Genomic DNA, 25065 nt, shown 5'->3' with positions numbered 1-25065 from the left:
CCATCGCCGAGACCTGTGCCGACAATGTCGTATGGCACGAACCGGACCGAATTATGCACGGGCGCACGGCATCTAATCCGGTCCGATCGCGTCGCAGATCCGGGTAACGAGGTCGTTCAGCCGCTGCTGATGCGAACCCTCCCAATAGATCCAGCTGCACTCCCGGCACTGCCTGAAGGTGTCGTAGTAGTCCCGGGTGAGTGGTTCCAGTCTGTCGACGACGTCCTGTTTGGCCACGTCGGCCAAGACCCCGCCGCAGCGCAAGCAGCGACTGAACGGCAGCAACCGATCGGCCAGATCGAGGCGGCGGATCACCTCGACGATCTGCTCGAAGGGCCGGTCCGAACGCACGAGCACCCCGTGAGTTACGGTGCGGCGCTTGAGAAGTCCGTGGTCGCGGGTGAGTATGATCCGGCGCTCGGCCGCGGCGGCCGCAGCCAGCGCGGTGTCGTCGGCATCGGCCGGGACGCGAGCATCGAGTCCCATCAACCTCATCAGCCGCCCGAGCCCGCCGAGATTGACGTCCACAACGAACCGCGGATCGCGCAGCGGACGGGCACGCACCCGCGTCAGCGGCCCGATATCCAATGTCTCGAACACCGGGTAGGCGGCGAGCCGGTCACCCGGCCGCGGGCGATGACCGAAGTCGACCGATTCACCGTTCACCAGCAGGAGGTCGACCTCGGTGTGCGGGATGCCCGCGGCCTCGACGATGTCCTTCACGGTCTGATGCGGACGGATCGGCCGCAGCTGCGCCGCATACCGCGCAGCCACCGGCACGAAGTCGTTCAGCTCGGCATACACCCGCAGTTCGACACTCGAGGTCACAGCTCCACCTCGCTAGCGCTCGGCTCCGCCTAGCGAATTCAGGCCGCGGAAGCTCCCGAGGCGGACGCGAGCAGCCCCAGCTGCTGTAGATCGGTCACGTATTTGTCGATCAACGGTTCGGTCAGGTGTGGCACATCCTTTGCGCTGTCGATCGCGACGGATTGCACTGCGGCGCGGAACTTTTCCGCAGGCATGGGGGCTTTCGGCATCGGTGCCGCGGGGCGGGCATAGGCACTCAGCAGCGGTAGCACGGAGTTCTTCCGCTGGTCCTCGGGCAATGCCTGCAGCGCCGCTTCGAACCGGATCAGCCACTCGCTGTAGTTCTCGATCCGGTCGATCTTGTTGCCTGCCGCGGTGAGCCAGTCGACGAACGTGTCCAGGGAAATACCGTCGTCGTAGGTGTTGAGCACGTTGTAGGTGCGGTATTCGCCGGTGATAATCCCACCCAGGGTGGCGATCGCCGCGGCGGTGAAGTCGGCTGGCAGCCCGTCGTAATGGGCGCGCTGCGGGTTGCCGGCCGCGTCGAGCTGATAGAAGGACCGCGGCGCGATGTGGGTCGTCACCAGGCTCAGGACCAGGCGAGTGAACATATCGGTCACGTTGACCTGGCCCGAGTACCGCGAGTGCGCCAAGATCATGTCGGAACGGAATACCGCTACCGGCAACCCACACAGATCGTGTGCCTCGCGCAGCAGCACCTCACCGGCCCACTTGCTGGTTGCGTAGCCGCTGGCGTACGACGCGTCCAGGGAACGGGACGGACTGGCCGCGCGCACGTCCACGTCTTCGCCGACGAAGCTGCCGTCGGGCAGTGCGGTCACCGCCACCGTCGAAATGTAATCGATCGGCTTGAGCCGCTTGGTGATTCCCAATTTGATGATTTCTGCGGTGCCCACCACGTTCGGACCGAACAGCTGGCTGTACGGCAGCACGTGGTTGACCATCGCAGCCACATGCACGATCAGGTCGACCGACTCGGCCAGGCGGTTCCAGGTGGGGGTGTCGACGCCGAGGTGCGCGGCTCCCACGTCACCGACGAGGACCTCGAGGTGCTTGTCGGCCAAATCGCGGAAGTGCTGGGACAACTCGGCGTCACCGCTGTCGATCGCGGCCTCGATGCGCTGGCGCGCCGCGATCGGGTCGGCGCCGCGAGCCAGGCAGATCAGTCTTCCCCCGATCGGCGCCAGCCGCTCGAGCCAGTCCAGGCACAAGAAGCGGCCGAGATACCCGTTGGCGCCGGTGAGCAGGACAGTGGTCACCGTGCCGGTCGGCGCCTCGAGCGCGGGCGCGGCCTCCAACGTCTGCACGTCGATGAACTTGTCCAATGTCAGATCGGCTACGCGGGCGACGGTCGCGTCGCGGCCGTGCACCGAGGCGAACGTGGGCCGCGTCGAGGCCGAAGTACGTTCGCCGTCAATGTAATCCGCGATGGTGTCCAGTGTTGCGGTGGGGCCGATGATCGTCTGCACCGGCACGTCGATGTGATAGATCTGCTCCAGCAGCGAGCCGTAGGAAAATGCCGAGAGCGAATCACCGCCGAGCTCAACGAATTTGGCGTCGGCTGGCAGACCCGTCCCAGCGGCCTCCGAGCCGAGCGTTACCACAGCGGCGCGTCGAACGGTGTCGATCGTCGGGAGCTCCCGGGCAACCGCGCGTAGCTGATCGATCTGGTTCTCCTGCCCCGCTGCGATATCGGCGTACATCGCGTCCAGCCGTTCGCCGTAACGGACCTTGAGCGCCGGGCGCAACAACTTGCCGATTCCCGACAGCAGGCCGTTGGCACGGGTGAACGGCTCGGACGCCACCAGGAAGTCTCGCGGGATCTCATAGCCGGGAAGATCGTTCTCGGCCGCGATCTGATGCAACGACTCCGCGATCAGCGCACGGGCGTCGCCGTCGCCGATCCTGTCGTGGTTCGGTACGACCACGGCCAGGAGGAACGCCTGCTCGCTGCTGCCGTAGACGAATATCTGCCGGATGTACGGGCTGGCAGCGAAATCCGCCTCGAGTTTGGACACCGCGACGAACTCGCCCTGCGAAAGCTTGATGACGTTATTGCTGCGGTCGAGGTACACCAGCTGATCGGGCGCGATCTCCGCCATGATGTCGCCGGTCTTGTAGAAACCGTCCTCGTCGAATATCTCGGCGGTCAGCTCGGGATGCTTGTAATAGCCGGGAATCAGGCTGGTCGACTTCATGTAGAGCTCCCCACGCGGATGCGGCTCGTCGGTGGTGAAGTAGCCGAGCTCCGGAACGTCGACGAGCTTGTAATCGGTCACCGGCGGACGCAGAATCTTTCCGCTGCGCATGATTCCGCCGCCGTTCTCCGTCGACCCGTAGCCATCGCTGACGGGACAGTCGAGCAGCGACTCCATGAAAGCATGCATCTGCTTCGACAGCGGCGCGCTGCCGCACATCGCCGACACCACTCGGCCACCGAGAAAATCTTGGCGCAGTTCGGATTTCACAGCGTCGTCCAGTTCGTCGGGACTTTGCCCGTCGGCCGGCGGCTGATCCAGCTCCTGGCGGTATCGCCGAAAGATCATGTCGCACACCCGCGGAACGAGGTTCAATGCCGTAGGACGAACCAACCCGATGTCCTCGAACAACGTGGACATGTCGCTCTCGGCGGCAAAGTATCCGATGCCGCCGGCGGACAGCGTGCTGATCAGCCACGCCAGCCCATAGACGTGACTCAGCGGCATGTACTGCAGGTGAATCGCCGGGACCTCGATACCGATGTCGAGCGACGGACTGTGCGGCCGTAGCCAGAGTCTCGCCACCAGATCGGTGGTGTACATGGCGCCCTTGGGCGTGCCGGTGCTGCCCGACGTGTAGATCAGCGTGGCCAGCGGATCCTCGCCGGCCGCGGGAACGAACGGCGGCGCCATCGGCAGCCCGCGCCCGACAGCCAGCTCCTGCAGCAGCGGCACCACATCCAGCGTGCGGCCTGCGGCGACCAGCCGCACCGTCGCCGCCTCGAAACGCTCGCGTTGCTCATCGTCGTCACCGAGGTAGTCGAAGACCACCAGCCGCTGGACTGTGGGAGCACCGAGCACGACATCGACTGCAACGTCGAGGGATTCGATGCTGGTAGCGAAGATCCGCGGCTGCGTCTCGGCGACGATCGGCGCCAGCTGGGCGGCAGTCGAGCTGGTCTGCAACGGCACGAACACGGCGCCCAGGCGGATACACGCCAGATCGATCACCGCGTAACCAACGCTGGTGAAACCCAGCACGGCGACGAAGTCACCGGCACGAAAGCCGCTCGACTGCCACGAGTTGGCCAACGCGATGACGCGGTCGTGCAGCTGGCCGTAGGTGATCGTGTCGAAGCCCGACAGCAGCGTCGTCGTGCGACGTCCGGTGGCCTCGTCCCGCGTCACCTCCCGCGCTCGCTGCCCCAAGGCCGGTCGGCGGGCGTAGCCGTCCAGGTACTCCTCCACCACTTCCCACAGCCGCAGGCCCGGCCTGTGCGCGGCGTCGGTTACCTCCGGCAGTGGTGCTGCGGCCCGAAATTGTGGGTCGGTCGCGTACAGATGGTCGACCCGGTGGATCAATCGCTGGTCTCGCTCCGTTTCTTCCATGGTTCCTTACCTCTTCCGTCGAGGGTGTCCGTGGCCGCCGGTCCGAGGCTTCGAGTCACCGCGTTCAGGCTCGGTCAGGGTTCGAGGTGACGGCGCCGGGGCCGTGGGTGACCGTCGCTCGCATGTTTCCTCCATTCGTTACGGTCCCAGCACCAGTCTCGTCGATTTCCGGCGCTCCGATAGCGTGGCCGTAGCTATGCCGAAGACGAGGCCAGGACGGGTTCGGCTCACATCTAGTCAAGCCCCCGCTGCACCGGTCCCTCGATCCGTTCGAGCCACGGCGGACCACGTGCGCTGCTAGGTTCGTTCCCGGGTGCCCAATCGGTTGTCAGGTCGGGTGGGCGAACTCCCGACCACGGCGCAACGGGCACGGTAACTGATTGCAGCAGAACATGATTCAGCCTGCGGACAACACCGGATATCAGTACTGCGGTCACCGAGATCTTGAAGCTTGAACTGGGGGGTTCCGATGGTCGATATCGGTCGCGAGCTGCGTAGCCGGTGGATGGAGCAGCAGCTCGAGTGTTTTACCGGCTGTCGAGAGCTGCGATCCGCTCGCATCGTCCAGCCGTGCACGGCCCGCTGGCGGTCCCGGGTACGGCGAACAGCAGGCAACTGCTGGTCGCGGTCGCGAGGAGCTTGCCCGCTCGGCCGGTGATGGCCGCTTCGGCCAGGGCGACCCGGCTTCCCAGGTGCCGGACGGTTCCGGTGCGCAGCACCGGTCCGGTGTCCACGCGGATCGGCGCCAGGAACCCGACCGACAGGTCGATGCCAACCCGATCGGCTCGGTGCTTGTTGTCGCAGGTTCGTGCCCCCCGGCGGGGCACTATAAGGATGGGACCGGCGCTGAACAGCGTTTTTCCTGGGGGACGTTGACGATTGAAGCGGGATTCGGCTACCAGAAGTCGGATTAATCCGATTTATCCGTTTTGGGAACGGGTCGCCGGGCGCCAGTACCGCCACATCATCCTGGTCATGCTCGCCCACGCTTTCCTCGCCGTCAGCGACCCAAAAGCCCACGCGGGGCAGGGCCGGGTCACAGTCGCCGACATCCGCCGTCTCCTGGCGCTGATCATGCACCCCCCTTACCCAGACCCTGGCCGCCATGGTGAAATCCGCTCTGGTGCATGCCATGTCAAATCGACTCCGGATCCTTGCCGGTACTGGGTCAATTGGCTAAGGTGGAATACGTTTGCCGAGAAGATCATTGGCACATTAGATCGGCCACTCCCGGGGAGGTTCCTGACGTCATCGTGGCCTGTGGGCCACACCCGAGGCTGAGCGGTCTATCCGACTCGACTTCACCGGGGGATTCGCAACGGCAAGGACTCGATGATGGTATCGGAAATCAATGAATACCAAGGCGCGTCACCGGATGCGGTCCGCCATCACTATGACATCGGAACCGAGTTCTATCGGCTGTGGCTCGACAGCAGCCTGACCTACTCGTGCGCATTATGGTCCGAGGGCGACGATCTCGACCACGCACAGCAGCGCAAGCTCGAGTACCTGATCGAGCGGGCCGACATCGCCGGCGCGGAGCGCGTGCTCGACATCGGGTGCGGCTGGGGCAGCCTGATGCGGCGGGTAGCCGACCGGAACCGGCAGGCCCGCATCACCGGCCTCACTCTGAGCCGAGACCAATACGACTACGTCCGAACGCATTCCACAGATCGGATCGATGTCCAGCTCGAACACTGGAACACACATCGTCCGGACCGTGCTTATGACGTCATATTCTGCGTCGGCGCACTCGAACACTTCGTGAAATTCGGACTGTCTCGGCGCGACCGCACCGCGGCCTATCAAGAGTTCTTCACTCACTGCTCTCGCATGGTCCGCCCGGGCGGCGGGCTGATCATCCAGACGATCGGCAAGGGCAACCGGCCGCTCGACCACAACGCGCTCAATGATGTGCAGTTCCTAGCGAACGAGATATTTCCGGAGTCGGATCCACCGCGACTGTCCGAACTCGCCCACGCCGCGGAGAAACTTTTCGAAATCGGTTCGGTGGTCAACGATCGTCACGACTACTCGACCACCTGCGCGGAGTGGCTCCGCAGGCTCCGGTCACACCGCACGGACGCGGAACGGCTCGTCGGCGCCCGCATCACCGAGGCATACGAACGCTATCTGGAGGCGTCCATCCGGCAGTTCGACCGGGAACACCTTGTGCTCTACCGAATCTCGCTTCGCAAGGTGGCTGATCCGCCACCCGAGGCGTGACCGCCCTCTACCCGGCGAGGAGTCAGTCATGAACCCGGGACGCACGCCCCGCGTGAACGATGTCATCACCGAACTCGACGACCTGCGAGTCGACCTTGCTGGACGCCACCGGGCCACGGCCAGCGCGGGAGCGACGATCGACCCCGCAGTGGTCGATGCCGATATGCGCGCCCTCGACCGCGACGGGTACGTCATTTTACCGGACCTGATCACACCCGAGGAATGCGAACGCATACGCGCCGCGAGCACGGCTCTGCTTGGCCCACCCGGCCGAAATACGTTCGAGGGCAAACAAACCCAGCGGGTGTACAGCCTGCTCGAGAAGACCCGCGTGTACGACCGGCTGCTCGACCATCCGCGCGTGCTGGCCCTGCTCGACCGGCTGTTCCTGCCGAACTACCTGCTCTCCCAGCTGCAGGTGATCAACATCCTCCCCGGTGAGCAGGCCCAGCTCCTGCACCACGACGACGGCTTCTATCCGATACCCAGGCCCCGCCCGCCGCTGAGCGCCGCGACGATGTGGGCCATAGACCCGTTCACGGATCGCAACGGCAGCACGGTGATTCTGCCCGGCAGCCACCGATGGGATTCACGTCAGCCGACCGAATCCGACGCCCGGGTCGGCACGCGGATGCCCGCGGGCTCATGCGTGTTTTATCTCGGAACCCTCTGGCACGGCGGCGGCGCGAACCAGACCACCGCTCCTCGGCTCGCCGTGACCGCACAGTATTGCGAGCCGTGGCTGCGCCCTCAGGAGGCGTACACGCTGTCGACCAGCAGAGATACCGCACGAACGGTGTCCGAGGACATCCGCCGCATGCTCGGCTACAGCATCCACCCGCCGTTCATGGGGGCCGTCGACGGCATGCACCCGAAGCGACTTCTCGAAACCCCCGATCCGGCAATCCCACAGACGGGTGCTTAGCCGAATTATGCTTCTCTACCAACCTTCCCGATGAGCCGATCCCGTCGCTCCCGCCGACCGGCCAGACCGATTTCCGCTACCTACCGTCGGCCATGGCGTTAGCGCGGATGGGTTCGCCCACCCCGGGCGCTCCCGGGTTGTCTCCCATCAAAATCGGCCGATACCAACATCTTCCGCGTCAGGGTGGTGTCAAATTGCCACTGATCGACGGTGTTGTAGATGATCGATGTAATCAGTCAGGAGTGCCCGCGTGCCACGTGAAATCGATTCGGCTGTCTTCCCGCATCTGGATGCGGACCTGGACCGCGTCCGTGACGTTCTCGGCCCCGTGCAGTTGCGGGGCAGGCCGGAGCTGACCGCGCTCACCGACGAAGGGCCCGACAGCTCTCGCCGCCTGGTGCGTCCCACTTTGACGTTGCTGTCGTACTACCTGCTCACCGATCTCGCGGTCCCGGCCGACGACCGGGTGGTGCGCGCCGCCGCAGGTGTGGAGTTGATGCATCTGGGCTCGCTGTATCACGACGACGTCGTCGATCACGCGTACGAGCGTCGAGGCCGTGCCAGTGCCAACGTGGTGTGGGGTTCGCACATGGCGGTATTGGGTGGGGATTCGGTGACGTTCTCGGGCATGCGCATGCTGGCCGAGCTCGGCGGGCGTGAAGTTCTCGCGGGGGCGATCGCGGGCGAGCGAATGTGCGCGGGCATGGTGACCGAGGCCGCCGACCTTCATGTGGCCTCCCGCAGCGAGCAGTCCTACCTGGACACGATCGACGGCAAAACGGCGGCGCTGCTGTCGCTGGCATGCCGGGTGGGCGCAATGCAGGCCGGCTGCTCCGAGGATCAGGAAGAGGCGTTGGCCGAGTTCGGCCGCCACTTCGGGCTGGCCTACCAGCTGTATGACGACATCCTCGACGTGACCTCGACCGCAGAGGAAATGGGCAAGCCCGTCAACGCGGACCTGCCCGAGGGCATCTACACCCTTCCCGTGATCCGCGCCGCTTCCCGCGACCAAAACCTTGCCAACCTGCTGCGCAGAGCAATGACGGGTGAGCAAGCCGCACGTGCCCGCGAGCTCGTCATCGCCTCCGGCGCCGTGGACGAAGCACAAGCGGTCGCCGAGGAATTCATCGACCAGGCCGGCGGTCACCTCGCCGCCCTGTCCGTTGACCCGCGCGCCCGCCACGCAATGACCGCCTACGCCCGGTCCATCCTCGACCGGCGAACTCCTGGTCCCGCGGTCCCCGCGCAGGCGGCGCAGGACCCCGGAGCTCGCAGTGATGGGCTCCCGCCGGGGATCTCGCAATGGCTGAGGAGCTGGCTGATGGACACCGGCCTTGCCCTCACTCCGACCGAGGCCGACTATCACCGGTGGACAGGAGCGATCCGGAGCCCGGCACAAATCTTGGCCCCAACAGCGGACGCGGCCCGGGAACAGACCGCCTACGCCACGGCCGTGCTGGCCCTTGTGTGGGACGACCTGTTCGAGGATCCGCAGCTGAGGGACCCGGCAGCCGTGACCGCGCTGCGGCGTGGCATGGTGGCGATGCTGCGTCAGGACCCGGAGAAACCGTGGCGGCCCGGCGCGATCCCGACGGCGTGGGCGAGTTTGTGGCCGCGACTGCGCGAGGGCCGCAGCACCCGCTGGCAGGAGCAGTTCCTCGACGGCCTCGAGCAGTGGTGCGAAGCCTGCGAACGCGAAGCGCACCATCGCATCAACGGCTACATCCCGCCCACGGCCGACTACCTGCCGCTGCGGATGTCGACCAGTGGGATCGAAACCGGTCTCGCCGTCATGGAGATGTACCAGGACCGGGAACTGCCGCCGAAGCTGCGCAACCACCCCGTGATCCGCCGTCTCGAGGAACTCGGCTTCTGGGTGACGTTCCTGGAGAACGACGTGGTGGGGTTGGATGAGGACGAGGCAGACCACGTCCCCTACAACCTGGTGCGGGCGATCCGTCACGAGACCGGGTGCACCCGCAGCGAAGCCGTCGAGCAGGTGCAGCGCCAGGTGGCCGAGCATCGCGCCCAGCTCGAGGCGCTGACCCGCTACGTCCCCGCGCTCTTCCGCGTGCTTCCCGGCCTGTCGGGCCGGGGGAAGGACTACGCGGAAATGTACATGAACCTGGCGAACGTGGGGCTGTGGGGGCGTGAGAGTGACCGGTACGAGCAAACCTCCCCTTCCGCAGCGCCGGACTTGGAACGCTTGCGGCGTGAGATCTACTACCCGGCCGACGACCTGACTCCTACCGCGCCGTAAGCCCCCGCAGGCGGCAAAGCAGGATGTGTCCCGCCCGATCCACCGCGGTGGTCACGCGGGACACACCCTCAGTGCTTCGCCGGTGGCGCTTGGGCGTCGGTGAAGTCGTAGGGGTCGAGCTCGAGGCCAAGTTTGTGCCAGTGCAAGGTGAGGCCGAAGGTAAGTTATTCGCCGGTCAGGGGTCGGTAGTGGTGGGCGAAGCCGACGCGGCTGTAGAGCTGGGGGTAGCGGGAGAAGGTTTCTCGATGCCGGGCATGCCGATGAACAGCAGTCCGTGTTCGCTTGAACAGCAGTCCGTGTTCGCTTCTCTCCCAGATGCTCCTCGACGGCGGTCCCGCGGGATCCACCGGTGGATCCCGCAGGACACGCCCTCAGTGCTTCGCTGGCTGTCCGGACCTCGTCGGCCCGGGGATGCGGATCCACGTCGTGGGTCGAAGAGATGAGCGGGTGCGCAGATGGAAAGCGACCAGTCCGGCGAGGGCGCTCGCGGTGAACCAGGCCAGTTGCACGGCGAAGCCCGCCAATGGCGTGGTGTCGGAGAAACCGGCCTCGGTCGAAGCCTGCATTGCCCCGTAGGAGGGCAGCCAGCGCACGAGATCGCTGTCTGCCCCGACGCTGGCGATGGGGTTCTGCACGGCCATGTCGACGCAGCTGATCATCGCGATGGCGAACATGCCCTCCACCTCGCGGCGCAGCAGCGCACCGAGGGCAACACCCAGCGCCCCGTAGGTCATCGCCGCGCCGAAAAGCGCCGCAGCGAGCAGGACAGGCTGGCGAGGCGACCAGTAACAGCAGATGATCGCGGTGGCGTACGCGCACACCACCGCAGAGGCCAACACCAAGCAGGCGATCTTCGCCATACCCAGCGCGACCCGGGGATACCCGGCCATCGACAGTCGCCGGTCGAATGCTCCACTGCTGAAAGTCGCCGCGAACATCATGAACCCGACGATCAGTGAGACCCCCATCAGGGCGGCGCTGATCTGAGCGAGCTGATTGCCGTTGGCGCGCAAAACAAGACCGGTGTCTCGAAGCCGAAACGGTACCTCGATGTCGGTGATAGCCACGCGCGCCAGGGTGATCAGTATGGGGATGAACGCGGCCACCAACAGCATGGCGAACCGGTTGCGGGCGTGCTCGATGAGGCCGTAGCGGGTGGCGATCAGGAACAGGCGAACACCGTTGCTCATGCTGCCGTCTCCTGTCTGTCTTGGAGGACCCCGTCGTGCAACCGCCACACCTGATCCAGCTTGTCGGTGTCGTGGGCCAAATGCGAGACGACCAGCACCGACCGGCCGGTGTCACGGAACTCCGTGACCAGATCCCAGAAACGCAGATACGTCTCCCAGTCGAAACCCTGGTACGGCTCGTCCAGCAGCAGCACCTGCGGGTCGTGCATCACCGCCAACGTCAGGTTGAGCTTCTGCCGGGTGCCGCCGCTCAGCGTCGCGACCCGCTCACCGATGTACTCGGAGAACCGCAGGATCTCCATGGTCTCCTCGGCCCGACGCAGATTCGGAACGGCATACGCCGCGGCGAAGAAGTCCAGGTGCTGGCGAACCGTGAACGCGTCGTTCAGGATCACCTCCTGCGGGCAGTAACCGAACCGCCCACGATGCCGGATCGTTCCCCGATCCGGTCGCAGCCCTCCCGAGAGGACCTTCAACAGCGTCGACTTCCCCACCCCATTCTCACCGACGATGCCCACCAATGTCCCTGCAGGCAACATGATGTCGATGCCACGCAGCACCGACCGCCTGCCGTAGGAGTGGTGGACGTTCTCCACTTCCATCATCGCCCCTTGTCTGCCGCCGATGCAGTGGCCCGGCATCGGGTTTGCATGCTACCAAGTAGCGACGAAAACCCGTGCTGGAAAGGCCAATTCGCGGCACGATGCGCTCCGCACGTGTGACCGACAACCTCGCGATCGCGGGCTACGGAGACCCCCGGCCCTGAACCGGCTCGCCGGTCCGGACCGGCGAGGTCCAAGAGGCCGGCGGAGCAGTGAAAATGCTTCGGCTGCGTGGGTTTACGGCCCGGCAGGAGCCGGGTCGGCTGCCGGGTAGAGGTAGACCTCGCGGCGCAGGCGTTCCAAGTCCGGCGCTGCGGTCGCCCAGGTCTGCGTGTACCGATCGGCATTCCGCGCCGCGAATGCCGCATCCCTTGCGGTCTCGTAGAGCGACATGTACTCCTTCCTTCGGCCGGATAGACCGGGAAGTACGCGCAGGAGAGCGGGGAGGTAGCGGATCACCGCGTCGACCCGTACGCGTTTCTCGGTCACCTGGCGCTGCACCTGCTCGACGGCTTCACGACGGGTGCACCCGGTTTCATGTCTGATCGCCCTGATCAGGTTGTAGGGGAGATGGTCGGCTTCGTCCTGGTCCAGTGACACCAAATCGTTCTCCGCCAAGCCCACCCACCAGATAAGTTCCTCGAGACGGTGGATCACAGGGTGGTTCCGCAGTGTCGACGGTACTTCCCAGTCCTGGTGCACCTCCAACAAGGCGGCAGCGATGTCGAACCCACCGGTCGAGTTCCGCAGCGGTAGCCAGTCGGCCGTGGCGGGGATGTAGCGGTTGATGCGGTGGTGTGCTTCGCGTTCGTAGGATTCGAACAACGCCTCGACGGTTCCCAGGAACCGCTGCTGCCACTCGATGGTGCGGCCCTCGCGCACCCGTGGCCACGCACTCGCCCACGCCGTCGCGATCGCGCCGGACCGCGGCGGTGCCTGCGGATCCTGGCGCAGTACAGCCACCAGACCATTCTTCAGCGCGGTGACAGCTTCCGGGTCGTCCAGCTGTGGATCATCGAACAGGTCGTCGAGCACGGCGACGAGCGCGGACATGCCGGCGAAGGCCTGTTCATGGTCCGCATCCGCCGGGGCCACGAAGTGTTGTGCCGACAACCGGAATACTCCTGCCCACCGATGGTTGTGGTCGAACTCGGCCGAGGAGACGATCAGGCCGGTATCGGTCATCCAGCTCCTCAGCCATGACATGGCCTGCGGCGAGATCGAATCCTTCTTGTCGGCCTGGGGTGGCTGTGGCGAGGGCTCGGAAACGGCGGGGCGGAAAGTTCGCCGATCGAGTACCGACCGGGCATAACCGATCATCGCGTGACGAACGCGAGGGTCGACGGGCAGACCAGCAAGCTGATCCTGGGCCTGGTCGATGAATTCGTCGGCGACGGCCTGTGCCTCGTCCACGGCGCCCGAGGCGATGACGAGTTCACGGGCACGGCCAACTTGCTCCCGCGTCATTCGCCGGCCCAGCAGGCGGGCAAGATTGTGGTCGCGGGCGGCCGCACGGATCACGGGCAAGGTGTAGATGCCCTCGAACAGATCCGTGTTGACCGGCTTGCCCATTTCTTCGGCGGTCGAGGTCACATCGAGGATGTCGTCCCACAACTGGTAGGCCAGCCCGAAGTATCGACCGAACTCGGCCAACGCCTGTTCCTGCTCATCGGAACAGCCGGTCTGCATCGCGCCGCCCCGGCACGCCAACGACAGCAACACCGCCGTCTTGCCGCCGATCGAGTCCAGGTAGGCCTGCTCGGTGCGAGATGCCACATACTGATCGGCGGCCTCGAGCACCATTCCCGCGCACATCTGCTCACTCGCGATCACCGCCGCGGAAACTTCGCGATGGCCGAGTTCGACCAGCATTCGCGTGGCCGAGGACGTCACGCAGTCCCCCGCCAGCACGGCCATGTGCGAACCCCACACCGCATTGGTACTGGCGCGACCGCGACGCTGGTCCGCGTGATCGATGACGTCGTCGTGATACAGCGACCCCAGATGCAGCAGCTCCACCGCGGCAGCGGCGCGTACCGCCCGCTCGTCGGCCGGGGTCGCGGGATCGGTGAGCAGATAGTACGACAGCAACGTCAACGTCGGGCGCACCATGCGGCGAGACGTGTCCGGTCCCTCGTCGGTCAGTGCGGTCAGCTCAGGCCTGCCTGGAAACTGTATGGGCCCGAGAACATCACGGACACGGGCCAGGTCCGCATCCAGGTGCGGGAAGACAGCGGAATCTATTTCACGGGACACGCACACGCTCCTCACTGGTGGCATCGGCCATCTACACCGTTGATGCATTGGAAATTTGACACCACAACGCGCGAAAAATCCTGGTATCAACCGATTTTGACGTCTGTCGCCGGCCGAGACCTCGAGCAGGCCTCATCTGGGTACGGACATCTGCCGGGGTGGCCTCGGTCAGATTCCATGTGGCGACAGCCTTGTAGATGGGCAGGTTGAAGATGGCGGTCCAGATGAAGAAGCCCAGCAGAAACACTCCGCCGCCGGTCACCGCACAGACCTTGGCGGTGGTATCGGGCGCGTGCAGGAACGCCATCCAGACGCCGCTGATGACGGGATGATGGTGAGCGTGGACAGCACCCGATTGGTGCCCGCGTGCTGTAGGAAGTCCTGGAAGTTGCGGGCCGCGTCGAGTTCGGGCTGCTGATTCCACAGACCGCGCATAACGGTCAGCAAGGTGGTCATGAGGCCGACCAGCATGGCCGCGGAGAGGATCGCCAGAAAGGCAAGGGTCCGATACATTTTCGTGTTCCTATCGGTAACCGTACGCACGCCAGTTGGCGAGGACGCGTTCTTGAATGTCTGTGGGCCAGCCGTTTTCGACGCTGCCCTTCACCGGGCGCGTGCCATCCGGGTAGAGGTCGGCGAGCAGACGTTTCGGTGTCATGGCTGGACTCGCAATAGATTGGTGGTGAGCGAATTCAGTTCCACCGCGCCGTTCGCGCCGACCACGACCGTGCCGCCGATATTGGCCAGCCGCCCGCCGATCACGCAGTTGGGTTCGAAGGCGAAGGTCATGCCCTCGGCCAGCGGCAGATCGGTGCCGATGGTGGGCACCTCGGCCAGCAGGCCGTACTCGGCGGCCTCGGGCAGTTTCCGCATACCCTGACCGAAACCGCACACGGTGCCATAGGGATTCATGCCGTGGACCAGCGGATGAATGTTCCAGCCGCCCGCCGCGTCCAGCGGAGCCTTCATGGCGTCCACCACCTGACCGAAAGTATTGCCGGGCCGCAACATCGCCAGTCCGGCGTCGTAGGAAGCGCGGGCCACCTGCGCCGCGGTCTCGATATCCGGATGCACCTCACCGACCGCGATGGCCACCTGATGCTGGGTTTCGCGCATGCCGAACTGACAGAACACCTCCGCCAGAATTACGTCACCGTCCTCGATGATGCGCGGGGCCTGCGGGCGGTAGGACCAGACCGGCGGACCCCAGCAGGCGAACCCGGGTCCGGACTGGATGAGCATGCCCGGCGCGACCGTGCCCAGCCGAAAGGATTCGGCCATGCCGGCGGCATACACGTCGGCCTCGGTGACCCCCGGCGCAGCGGCCTCCACGCTGCCACTCACCACCCGGGTACAGACGGCGTTCGGCGCACGGGCCGTAGGGCTGGACGACGCAGCCACCGCCCTGCTGCTGATCGCGGCCACCGAAGAGACCGGCCGGCTCGAAATCGTACTGGCCGCCGCAGCCGCCTATCACGCGGGACCCGCCGAGCTGACGCGCGTGGAGGACTCGGGATTGCTTGTGCGCCATGATGATCGGATCACCTTTCGGCATCCGCTGGCCCGCGCGGCGGTGTTGGGCGCCGCTCCGGCACACCGTCGGATGGAGGCACACCGCGCGCTCGCCACGGCGCTGGCCCTGTGCGGCACCATCGAAGCCGATGATCGAGCGGCGTGGCATCGCGCCGCGGCTGCCACCGGACCCGATGACGACATCGCCGCAGCACTGGAAGCCGCCGCCAGCCGGGCCTCCGATCGAGGGGACCATGCGCTCGCGGCCGCGGCGATGGAGCGTGCGGGCGCGATGACCGTCGATCCGGTCGGCGGCACACGCCGCCTGACCTGCGCCGCCAAGGCGGCGGCAGCAGCCGGCGATCTGCGGCGGACCGCTGCTCTGGTCCGTCGAGCGGCCCGCGGGCCGCTCGACGAGAGGGACGCACCACACCTGGATCACCTGCGTGCCATCGTCGAATCGGAATTCGGTTCCCGGCGCCATGCCGCCCGCATGCTGATCGACACGGCCGACCGGGCGCCGGCCGACCTGGCGGGAACGATGCTCGTCGACGCGATCCGCAATGGCGTACTGGTCGGCGATCCCGAGCTCACCGAGCGGGCCGCGACGATGCTGCAACGGCGCCGCGGCCGGACCCCGATCAGCGAGGGCATGATCGGCATGGCCCGCATGCTGGGTGGACCGGGTGAGCCCGCGCAAGGGCTGCGGCCAGTCGGCGACTTCGGGTGCACGGGTGAGGAAATCCTCATCGACGAGGGTGAGCCCGGCGCCCCAGGTCTCCGGTTCGCGGGGGTCGTCGAAACCCGCCGCAGCGGTGATGCCGAGCGCCTTGATGGTGGGGTGATATTTCATCGCCCACGCCGCGAACCGCGTATAGCCGTTCAAGGCAATCTCGCCGGTACCGAAATGGCCTGTGAGAACGCGGGTCAGGACATGGAACGCGGTGCCGGGCAGGAAGGGTATCAGCCCCTCGGCGACGATCATGGCCGGACGGTCACGCGGTATCCCCGCCAGCCAACCGGCGGCGGTGATGTCCGCACCGACGAGATGGGAAGGCTCCGACAGGAATTCCGGACGCAGGGCGATCACGTCCGGGAAGTCGACGTCATACCAATCGATTCCGGACGCCGGCTGACAGCGATGCATCCGGGGATCGAGCCCACAGCCCAGATCCAGCACCACCGCATCGGGATGCGCGGCAGTGAACATCCGGACGGCATCGTCCAATTTCCGGCTGCGAAGGGCCGTTTCGTAGGTCAGGCTGTCCTTGATCTTCAAAGTGGCGAAGTCGTAGTCGATCCGATCCGCGATTTCCGCGGAGCGGGTGTCGCCCCATAGGGATGGGCAGCCTGCTGTCGAGAGCCTTGGCCCACAGCGTGATCAGCAAGGTTTCCTCGAGCTGATTCAGACTCAACCGGGTACGCGGCGGAGTCACGCGATGCTCCGGAAGGTCGCGAGCACATTGAGCCGGTGCAGATTCCGGCACAGCACGAGGAGCCCCTGGGCGGCGAACCCCGCGGGCACCGCGTAATCGCTCAGCGCGGCAGTAAGACTCGGTGTCAGCGTCTCGGCCCACGGGTCGGTGACTTGTGCCTGAGTCTGCTCCAGCGTCAGTCCCGAGGCGACAGCCGAGGCGACTTCGTCGTGGAGCTGCTCCAGATATCCGATCAACCAGTCGACCGCCTCGACCGCATCGCCCATCGGCCCATGCCCCGGCACTACGATCGCCATGTCCGGCAACGTTTCCCGCATTCTCCGCAGGGATGCGAGATAGGGCTCGGGCCCGCCCTGCAGCAGCATCGGCGCAATGCCCGCATGACAGACGTAGTTGCCGGTCCACGCGGTGCGGGTATCCGGGACGTACACAACGGTGTCGCCCGGACCGTTACCCGGCCCGAACTGCCACAGCTGCACGATGCGGCCACCCAGATCGACCTCGGCGAAATCATCGAACACCACATCCGGTGTGCGCCAACGGGTTACCGCATCGAATTCCGCTTCGGCCCCGTACATGTTCCCGCTGCGCTGCCGCTTCTCGTTGCCGAGATCGGACATGTTCTCCTTGTTCAGCCGTGACGAGATCACCACCACTTCGCCCGGAAAGGCGGCATTGCCGAAGGTGTGATCGCCGTGGTAGGTCGTGTTCACCAGATACCGCACCGGCCGATCGGTCAACTCGGCCGCGTGCGCCTGAATGCGCTCCGAAATGCTCGGAGTGATACCGGCATCCACGACCAGTGCCGCGTCCTCCCCCGCGATGACGCCGTTGTTGTCCTTCGGCGGCAATGTCGCCATCAGCGCGAAGACCCCGTCGTCGAATCGATGTGCACGGTGTTCGAGACCCACCGGTGAGAGGTTCGGTCCCTGATATCCCTCGGGTCGCTCGCCGAGCTCCCGGTCCGGTACAGCATGGGCGTTCATGTCATTGCCTTTCGTCGAGCACGGTGTGCCCACCCGACGCTAGGAAACGACGGCACCGACGGAATCCGTCGAACGACTGGTGTCGACGGCGTCGCTGCTGGCCCCGGTTACCTGATTGTTCACGCACCGCCCCGAATGTCTTGCGCCGTCTAGTTGATTCAGTTAGAACTGAAACAACTAGACGGAACTGGAAAGGATGGTGCTGATGGCACAGGCGGATCCGGAGCAGGTGCTCGAGTGGGTCGAAAAGGTCGCGATGTTCTGCGCTGTCGAGTACGGAGTGCCACCCATCGCGGGACGCATTCTCGGATGGCTGATGATCTGCGATCCCGCCGAGCAATCCGCCGATGAGATCGCCACGGCGATCGCAGCCAGCCGCGCGTCGCTGGCCACCAATATGCGGGTCCTGACCGACGCCGGTTTCATCCGGCGGCGAACCAAACCCGGTGAGCGCACCAACTACTACCGCATGGACGACCGCGCCTGGGAAACCGTCGTGCAGCGGCGCATTGCCAGCCTCGCCGAATTCCGTGGCATTACGGCCGAAGGCATCGGGCTGGCCGGCGGTGCGGGCACCCCCGCACGACGGCTACAGGCCGCACACGACGTCTACGACTGGATGACCGAGCGGCTCACAGCGGAACCGCTTCCCGACACGAAGGAACAACACGAATGACCAAGCAACACGACACCGGTCGGCACGCGATCATCGCGGGCGGTGGCATCGGCGGACTCGCCGCGGCCATCGGCCTGCGCCGCGTCGGATGGTCGGTGACCGTGCTGGAGCGAGCGGGCGAATCGCGGGAGGTCGGCGCGGGCTGGTCCTTCGCGCCGAATGCCTTGAAGGCCATCGACGCCCTGGGCGTCGGCGAGGAATTCCGCGCCATCTCCCAGCCCTCCGAGGCGGCAGTCAACCTGCTCACCCCGGCCGGGAAATACCTGATGAAGTTCGAAAAAGGCCGTGACACAGCACTGTTGGCGAACCATCGAGGCGATCTGCAGCAACTGCTGCAGTCTCACCTCCCTGCCGACAGCGTGCACACCGGGGCGGAGGTCACCGGGGTCGAGCAGACCGATACGGCCGTCACGGTGACCTACCGGACCGGCGACGACATTCAACATCTGACCGCCGACGTCCTGATCGGCGCGGACGGAATCCACAGTGCGGTGCGGACTTCCGTCTGGCCGCACACCACGGACCCGGTCTTCCAGCGCATCCTCGTCTGGCGCGGGGTGACCGCGCCCGGTTCGGTCTGGCCGGTGGACGGCTTCCAGACCTGGGGACGCGGCGTACGCTTCGCCGCGCATCCGATCTCCGAGGAGCGCGTGTTCTGGTTCGTCGCCATCCGCCAGCCCGAACCGCACGTGCACTACGACGATGACATGGCCGAAGTCGTCGAGCGCGTGGGTACCTGGCACGACCCGATTCCGAAGCTCGTCGCGGCGACGCCGCCGCAGTCGCTGCTGCGCAACGATGTCTCCGACCTCGACCCACTGCGCGCATATGCCAAGGGCCGCGTGGTTCTCCTCGGCGACGCCGCGCACGCCATGACGCCGTTCCTCGCCCAGGGCGCCTGCCAATCCCTCGAGGACGCGACCGTCCTGGCCGCCGAACTCGCCGACGCCTCCGACATCCCCGCCGCCCTAGCCCGTTACGACAGCCTCCGCCGCCCCAGCATTGACGACAGCAGCCCAGCACTATCGCGTCGGCACGCGATAGTGCCGGCGGTGGCCGCTGCAAGAGTCAACCGAAGCCGGGGCAGTCCCCGCTTGTACTGTCCGGATCAGTTAGGGTCGGCGCTGGTGCCAGACTGCAGACTGGCCCGTCGGTTCGATTGGGAGTTGGCAGTGAGCTCGTTGTTCGCGGTATTCCTGCCGCTCGCGCTGGCGTTGGTGATGTTCGGTCTCGGTTTGGCGTTGACCACGGCCGATTTCGTTCGGGTGCTGCGTTATCCGAAGGCAACGGTAGTGGCGCTGGTGTGCCAGATGGTCGTGCTACCGGCCGTGTGCCTGGGCTTGGTCTACCTGTTCCGGCTCGACGGTGCGGTGGCGGCGGGTATGTTACTGGTCGCGGCGTCACCGGGCGGGCCCTCGGCGAATCTGTTCAGCCATGTCGCAGGCGGCAATGTGGCGCTGAACATCACTCTGACGGCAGTGAATTCGGTGCTGGCGGTATTCACCCTGCCGCTGTGGGTGGGCCTGTCATATGCGCTGTTCCTCGACGGTGACGCCGGAATCGGCTTGCGCCCAGATAAATTCGCGCAGGTATTCGCGATCCTGCTGGTGCCGGTGGCGCTGGGCATGGGGGTGCACCACCGCTTCCCGGGCTGGTCGCAGCGGATGCGCGGCAGCGTGAAGGTGGCATCCATCGTGGTGCTGGTGCTGGTGGTCCTGGCGGCCGTGACCCGGGACTTCCACACCCTCACCTCCCATATCGGCGCGCTGTCGGCGGTATGCCTGACGTTGGCGATCATCGGCCTGGTGGTCGGCTACTACGTGTCCCGACTGTTCCGAATCGAGACCGACCAGGCGATCGCGGCCGCCATGGAGATCGGAATCCACAACGGCGCGTTGGCTATTGCCGTGGCCACTTCGGTGCTGCACAGTACGGCGCTGGCGGTGCCCGGGGCGGTGTACGGGGTCCTGATGAATGTGCCTGCCGCGGCCGCGGCGTATTTGTTCGCCCGGCGTAGTCGGTCTGCGCCGGTGCCCACTGCCGTTTGAGGGCAGAGACTTGCCCCGGATCGCCGACGTCACTCTACCCATATCAATTCGAGTTCAGGCGGCAGCGTTCTGTACATATCCTGGCACTGACTGAGATCGACGCGTGTCATGTACCGTTGACGAGCGGCTCGATCAAAAAGGCATGCTGTTCGCCGTCAGCAACGCCACGACCGCCTGGTCACGCACATTCGCGTGCACCGGACCGTAGATCAGCAGTCGGGACTCCAGGAAAGCGAGTCGATGTACTCTCTGGCACGAATAGCGCGCACGGGCATCGTAATGTTGTGCCTCGCAATAGGTCTGGTCGCAGGGCAGACCGGGACGGCGATGGCCGACAAGGGAGACCGGGATCCGGTACTGGTGATCGGCGGCATCGCTGCCGATCGAGCGCGGCTGGAAACTCTGCGGGTTTGGCTGGGCGATCACGGATACTCGGCCTTTTCGATGGTGTTGTCCGGAAATCCCACTGGGACAGCGCCGATCTCGGAGTCGGCGCGGGCGCTGGCCGATAAGGTCGCCCACATCCGGCAGCAGACCGGGGCGCGGCGAGTGGATCTGGTCGGTCACTCCATGGGCGGTCTGGCGCAACGTGACTACGTGAAGTTCCTGGGCGGGATGGATTCGGTCGGAACCTACATCGACTACGGCACGCCCGAAAAAGGTGACGATCTCGGATCGGTGTGCTCCAGGGTGTCGCCGGGTTGTCGGGATCTGGTGCCGGGCTCGGAATTCCTGACTCGACTCAACGCAGCCCCCATGGTGCCGGCAGGTTTGACCGCCTACCACTTCTTCTCCGAAAGCGCAGGGGCGGAAAAGAATCCGCTGGATGGAGCGACCAATGCGAGCATCCAGTCGTTCTGTCCCGGTCGCACGGTCGACCATGGTCAGGAGCCGATCGACGGCGCACTACAACAGTTGATCGACTCAGCCCTGCGTGGCGCGCCACTGGCGACGAACTGTCCGTAAGCAAGGAGACTGTGCCGCTTCCGACACCCTGTCGGCCACGGAACCGAGGATGGCCACCCCGGTGGCCATCACCGGTCATGCCAGATCTTCGCGCCGAAGGCTAGAACGCCTGCGCCGCTTACTGTCTGGCCATCGTCCGCGCAACCACCTGACACTGTCGCAGAGGCATCGGTCTCGTCGATGGCGTGGGATCCTGGCAGGGCCCTCAGTTCATCTGCACCGAGCGGATGGAGTTGCCCATGACTATGCGGTCGATCGTGGTGGTGACACTGCCGGGGTCGCTCGCGGCGCCGACTGTGACCAGCAGGGGCACATAGTGGTCGGCTGTCGGGTGGGCGACCGCGGCGCCGGGCGCCTTGCGCCGGTAGTCGGTGAGGGCATCGACATCGCCGCGCCCGAGTGCGTCGACGGCCCACTCATCGAAGGCTTTGGTGTAGGCGGCAAGTTCCGGGCGGCGGAAGACCTCGAAGCTGTGGGTCATGAAGCCCGAGCCGATGACGAGAATGCCTTCGTCGCGCAGGGATCGCAGATGTGCCCCGAACTCGAGTAACGCCGCGGGATCGAGGCTGGGCATCGACAGCTGGACGACCGGAACGTCGGCTGCGGGATACATGGCCATGAGGGGGATGAACGCGCCATGGTCGAGACCTCGGTCCGGGTGCTGATGCACCGTGGTCGCCGGGCTGAGCGTGGACTCGAGCCGACGGGCGAGGTCGGTCGAATCCGGGGTCGCGTAGGGCAGGGTCTTGTAGCGGGGGTGGAATCCGCTGAAGTCGTAGTAGAGCGGGATGCCCGCCGCCGTGCCCGAGATCGCGGCCGGTGCGTCCTCCCAGTGCGCTGAGATGATCACTATGGCTTTCGGTTTGGGCATGGACTGCGCCCACACGAACAGGTCGTCGAGCCACTGCGGGTCGTCGAGAGTGAAGGGCGCTCCGTGGCTGATGAACAGGCTCGGCAGCGCCCCATCAGCAGGGACCCAGAGCCGCTGTTCGTGGCTCTGAGGCAGGACCCGCGCGAGGTGATCGTCGTAGGCCCCGGCCGGGATGCGAGCGGTGGGCAGCGTGGTCATGGTGTGTGGTTCCTTACCGGACGGGGCGGGGGCGGCCCGGGTGGCCTGATCCTCAGGTCACCCGGGACTCGTTGCGGGAGTTCACCTGTGGCCGACGGCTGGACCCGGAGCGGCGAGTCGTCGCAGACGGCGGTGCTCAGCCGAAGATCGGGGTCTCGGTGGTGTAGAGGAAGCGAGTCTGGGAGCGGTCGATGAACTTCTCCTCGTCCGCGGCGATGGTCGTGGTGTAGGTGTCGGAGGTGAACCAGCGGGCGGCGTCGCCGATGTCGTCGACCCATACCTCGGCGACACCGTCGTAGACGGCCGTGTTGACGCCGGGGATCTCGTCGTTGGTGGGCAAAAGCTGTACGTAGCGCCGGACTGGGACCTCTCCGCCGGGCACGCTCGCGATCAGCGGCGTGTGCTTCTGCGTCCAGTAATCCACGAACTCTTCGTGGGTGAGGTCTGCCCGCCGGGTCAGAAAGATGCTGAGCTTGATCACTAGGACTCCTCGAGATCGAATTTGACTTGCCTGGGCAACTCATAAGGTAGACCGATTCACTTGCCCAGGCAACTGATACTTGTTGCCTGGGCAAGTAGTGTGGGCCGCATGGACGAACCGACGCCGTGGCTCGACGCCGAGCAGCAGGAACTCTGGCAGGACCTTCTCACCGTCGCGATCGCGCTGCCTGCGGCCCTGGACCGTCAGTTGCAGCGTGACGCGGGCATCTCGAACTTCGAGTACAGCGTGCTTGCCCGGTTGTCGATGGCGGATCAGGCCACCATGCGGCTCAGTGAGCTGGCCCGGGGCTGTGACAGCACTCTCCCGCGACTGTCGAAGCTGATGGACCGCTTCGAGGCACGGAAGTGGATCGTTCGTCGAATCGACCCGAGCGACGGCCGCTACACCCTGGCCACACTGACCGGCGATGGCCGGCAGAAGGTGGTCGACAGCGCGCCGGGACATGTCGCGCACGTGCGCCGACTCGTGTTCGACCCGCTGACCACCGTGCAGCGCCGACACCTCGGCACGGCACTTTCCAGCATCGCTGAGACCGTGCGGCGGGAGACCGCCGGTGGTCCCACCGGGTAAGTGCGCTCACCGCACGCACACCGCGCGGCCTCTGCTTCACGACGCGCGACGTGATTGGCTGCGGCTCACAACGCCTCCTGGAAACCGCTGGCCTCACAGCCCGCGGCACATCCTGTAATCGGCAGTGCGCGCTCCAGCACGGAAATGGTTCGGATAACGACCCGAACGCAACAAAACCGCAGGCCGTTGACCTGCGGTTTTGCCAATCTGTGGTCCTAACGCTAATCAACCCGAACCACCCCACAGCCGAAGGGCCGACGCTCCGGATCAAGCCGGTAGGCGCACGCACGGTGACACCGAAGGGTTGGCCTTCGTCCGTCTCCAGACCGCGTCTTGCTGGGCGCGCGCCAGGACCGCGATGGCTTGGGCCAGCTCGCTGTCAGTGGGAAGCCTGCGGTGCAGGTGGGCATCGACGCGCAGGATGTTGGCCAAGGTCACCGCGTCGGCATGGTCGGACTTGGCACGAGCTACCGAGTGGCGTTCGCGATAGCGGGCCACCGCCATCGGGTTGATCGCGAACACCGGCCGCCCGCAGGCGCGCAAGGCCGCGACTATGAGCCCGCGAGGGGTTTCGATCGCAACCGGGATCGGGTCGTCGTCGATGTCGCCGGCGTCGGCGAGCAGCTGGGTCAGCTCGGCGAAGCCGGTGGGGTTGTCACCGATTCGCTTCTTGGACAACAGCTTCCCGTCATGGTCGACGATCGCGATGTCGTGGTGTCCTTAGGCCCAGTCGATTCCGCAGTATCGGTTCAATCCATTCCTCCGTCAGGTGTTTTCCGCTGGTCGAACCCGGGCGAGAACGCGCAGCGCCCTACTTACGAGCCTCTATTTGGGCTTGCCTGGCGATGAGCTGTTCGCGATCCCAGCTCACCCGCACGGCGCCGGTCTATTCCAGAGCTCTGTCGGCTCGCGAACAGTGGGGCGTCTGCTCATGCGGGCGGGCTCGAACCACGAACAATCCCAATCGCAGACAACGGCCGCTGAAACTGTCGCCTTCGTCCCGGTCTGCACTGAGGGCTCGAATCCCAGAAGGTGCGAACAGATCCCGGCGGCAGTACCTCACCCGATCCAGTTACGGCGCCCGCTGCCTTTATGGAGGACTCCACGGCCCAAGGGAGCCAAGAAGGGGTCACCGCAGCCGGTTGGGGCGAGAGCGATCGATCCGACGGGACCAGCATCACGCCTACAGCAAGACCTCAACGGGCCCAGGCAAGGTCAGATATCCACCCGCTGGATCGATCGCTCAGGGATAAGTAGGGGAGCCATTACAGAGCGCTCGGGCGATTACGGTGGGCTCGATGGAATGTGCAGGGGTTCATGGGCGAAGGCCGAATAGGGCAGTGTGGCTCCGGGCTTCGGCGGATCGGACATGTCGGCGGGGTCGGGTATAAGACCTGTTCGGTCAGTGAGTTGCTGGACGAAGGAC

General features: G+C 65.6%; 21 protein-coding genes and 2 pseudogenes. 7 read left to right on the top strand and 16 right to left on the bottom strand.

What is annotated here, in order from left to right; translation table 11 throughout:
* Positions 1-72 precede the first annotated feature (72 nt).
* From ABH933_RS25775 to ABH933_RS25765, 3 genes are all read right to left on the bottom strand, one after another.
* Positions 73-828, bottom strand: a complete 756-nt coding sequence (locus ABH933_RS25775; protein ID WP_429426320.1) for a Mut7-C RNAse domain-containing protein — start codon at positions 826-828, stop codon at positions 73-75.
* Positions 829-866: 38 nt separating this feature from the next.
* Positions 867-4415, bottom strand: coding sequence for a carboxylic acid reductase (gene car / locus ABH933_RS25770; RefSeq protein WP_429426322.1), 3549 nt, complete (start codon positions 4413-4415; stop codon positions 867-869).
* Positions 4416-4942: 527 nt separating this feature from the next.
* The gene (locus ABH933_RS25765; RefSeq protein ID WP_429426324.1) at positions 4943-5242 is read right to left on the bottom strand and encodes a PaaI family thioesterase; all 300 of its coding nucleotides are present in this window, start codon (positions 5240-5242) and stop codon (positions 4943-4945) included.
* A 505-nt stretch (positions 5243-5747) separates the two neighbouring features.
* Here ABH933_RS25765 and ABH933_RS25760 point away from each other — a divergent pair.
* The 3 genes from ABH933_RS25760 to ABH933_RS25750 all read left to right on the top strand — a co-directional run bounded on the left by ABH933_RS25760 (position 5748) and on the right by ABH933_RS25750 (position 9826).
* Positions 5748-6641, top strand: coding sequence for a class I SAM-dependent methyltransferase (locus ABH933_RS25760; RefSeq protein WP_429426326.1), 894 nt, complete (start codon positions 5748-5750; stop codon positions 6639-6641).
* Positions 6642-6669: 28 nt separating this feature from the next.
* The gene (locus ABH933_RS25755; protein WP_429426328.1) at positions 6670-7566 is read left to right on the top strand and encodes a phytanoyl-CoA dioxygenase family protein; all 897 of its coding nucleotides are present in this window, start codon (positions 6670-6672) and stop codon (positions 7564-7566) included.
* 250 nt (positions 7567-7816) lie between these two features.
* Positions 7817-9826 carry a polyprenyl synthetase family protein gene (locus ABH933_RS25750; RefSeq protein ID WP_429426330.1) on the top strand — a complete coding sequence of 670 codons (2010 nt, stop codon included), beginning with the start codon at positions 7817-7819 and terminating at the stop codon, positions 9824-9826.
* Between the two features lie 371 nt (positions 9827-10197).
* Here ABH933_RS25750 and ABH933_RS25745 read toward each other — a convergent pair whose 3' ends face one another.
* The 9 genes and pseudogenes from ABH933_RS25745 to ABH933_RS25705 form a co-directional block, all read right to left on the bottom strand.
* A complete protein-coding gene (locus ABH933_RS25745) occupies positions 10198-11016 on the bottom strand; it encodes a hypothetical protein (protein ID WP_429426332.1) in 819 nt (272 codons plus the stop codon).
* Complete coding sequence (locus tag ABH933_RS25740; RefSeq protein WP_429426334.1) at positions 11013-11621, bottom strand: ABC transporter ATP-binding protein; 609 nt, start codon at positions 11619-11621, stop codon at positions 11013-11015. The genes ABH933_RS25745 and ABH933_RS25740 overlap by 4 nt, the downstream gene beginning before the upstream one ends.
* Positions 11622-11855: 234 nt before the next feature.
* Positions 11856-13874 (bottom strand): polyprenyl synthetase family protein, encoded by a 2019-nt coding sequence (locus tag ABH933_RS25735; protein WP_429426336.1) that lies wholly within the window; start codon positions 13872-13874, stop codon positions 11856-11858.
* 31 nt (positions 13875-13905) lie between these two features.
* A complete protein-coding gene (locus ABH933_RS25730; RefSeq protein ID WP_429455119.1) occupies positions 13906-14181 on the bottom strand; it encodes a hypothetical protein in 276 nt (91 codons plus the stop codon).
* Positions 14133-14387 carry a hypothetical protein gene (locus tag ABH933_RS25725; protein WP_429426340.1) on the bottom strand — a complete coding sequence of 85 codons (255 nt, stop codon included), beginning with the start codon at positions 14385-14387 and terminating at the stop codon, positions 14133-14135. Before ABH933_RS25725 ends, ABH933_RS25730 begins: the two co-directional genes overlap by 49 nt.
* A 10-nt stretch (positions 14388-14397) precedes the next feature.
* Positions 14398-14532, bottom strand: coding sequence for a hypothetical protein (locus ABH933_RS25720; RefSeq protein WP_429455117.1), 135 nt, complete (start codon positions 14530-14532; stop codon positions 14398-14400).
* A complete protein-coding gene (locus ABH933_RS25715; RefSeq protein ID WP_429455115.1) occupies positions 14529-15206 on the bottom strand; it encodes a M24 family metallopeptidase in 678 nt (225 codons plus the stop codon). The genes ABH933_RS25720 and ABH933_RS25715 overlap by 4 nt, the downstream gene beginning before the upstream one ends.
* 1168 nt (positions 15207-16374) lie before the next feature.
* Positions 16375-16596 (bottom strand): annotated as a pseudogene (locus ABH933_RS25710) (class I SAM-dependent methyltransferase); the annotation flags it as partial.
* 222 nt (positions 16597-16818) lie between these two features.
* Complete coding sequence (locus ABH933_RS25705; protein ID WP_429426344.1) at positions 16819-17808, bottom strand: MBL fold metallo-hydrolase; 990 nt, start codon at positions 17806-17808, stop codon at positions 16819-16821.
* A gap of 205 nt (positions 17809-18013) precedes the next feature.
* Here ABH933_RS25705 and ABH933_RS25700 point away from each other — a divergent pair, with 205 nt between their 5' ends.
* Positions 18014-18484 (top strand): GbsR/MarR family transcriptional regulator, encoded by a 471-nt coding sequence (locus ABH933_RS25700; protein ID WP_429426346.1) that lies wholly within the window; start codon positions 18014-18016, stop codon positions 18482-18484.
* The gene (locus ABH933_RS25695; RefSeq protein WP_429426348.1) at positions 18481-20532 is read left to right on the top strand and encodes an FAD-dependent monooxygenase; all 2052 of its coding nucleotides are present in this window, start codon (positions 18481-18483) and stop codon (positions 20530-20532) included. The genes ABH933_RS25700 and ABH933_RS25695 overlap by 4 nt, the downstream gene beginning before the upstream one ends.
* A gap of 132 nt (positions 20533-20664) precedes the next feature.
* Here ABH933_RS25695 and ABH933_RS25690 read toward each other — a convergent pair whose 3' ends face one another.
* Positions 20665-21099 carry a hypothetical protein gene (locus tag ABH933_RS25690; protein ID WP_429426350.1) on the bottom strand — a complete coding sequence of 145 codons (435 nt, stop codon included), beginning with the start codon at positions 21097-21099 and terminating at the stop codon, positions 20665-20667.
* On the opposite strand from ABH933_RS25690, the gene ABH933_RS25685 reads away from it, so the two are divergent.
* A complete protein-coding gene (locus tag ABH933_RS25685) occupies positions 21082-21498 on the top strand; it encodes an esterase/lipase family protein (protein ID WP_429426352.1) in 417 nt (138 codons plus the stop codon). The genes ABH933_RS25690 and ABH933_RS25685 overlap by 18 nt on opposite strands.
* A gap of 205 nt (positions 21499-21703) precedes the next feature.
* Here ABH933_RS25685 and ABH933_RS25680 read toward each other — a convergent pair whose 3' ends face one another.
* Complete coding sequence (locus ABH933_RS25680; RefSeq protein ID WP_429426354.1) at positions 21704-22567, bottom strand: dioxygenase family protein; 864 nt, start codon at positions 22565-22567, stop codon at positions 21704-21706.
* A gap of 136 nt (positions 22568-22703) precedes the next feature.
* Positions 22704-23048 carry an EthD domain-containing protein gene (locus ABH933_RS25675; RefSeq protein ID WP_215922755.1) on the bottom strand — a complete coding sequence of 115 codons (345 nt, stop codon included), beginning with the start codon at positions 23046-23048 and terminating at the stop codon, positions 22704-22706.
* Positions 23049-23156: 108 nt separating this feature from the next.
* Here ABH933_RS25675 and ABH933_RS25670 point away from each other — a divergent pair, with 108 nt between their 5' ends.
* Positions 23157-23639, top strand: coding sequence for a MarR family winged helix-turn-helix transcriptional regulator (locus tag ABH933_RS25670; protein ID WP_429426356.1), 483 nt, complete (start codon positions 23157-23159; stop codon positions 23637-23639).
* Positions 23640-23918: 279 nt separating this feature from the next.
* Here ABH933_RS25670 and ABH933_RS25665 read toward each other — a convergent pair.
* Positions 23919-24347: pseudogene (locus tag ABH933_RS25665) on the bottom strand (IS110 family transposase); the annotation flags it as partial.
* Between the last annotated feature and the right edge of the window lie 718 nt (positions 24348-25065).

The organism is Nocardia sp. GP40, assembly GCF_050434125.1.
GTDB classification, from domain to species: Bacteria; Actinomycetota; Actinomycetes; order Mycobacteriales; family Mycobacteriaceae; genus Nocardia; species Nocardia albiluteola.
This window is presented reverse-complemented; position numbering and strand designations above follow the sequence as displayed.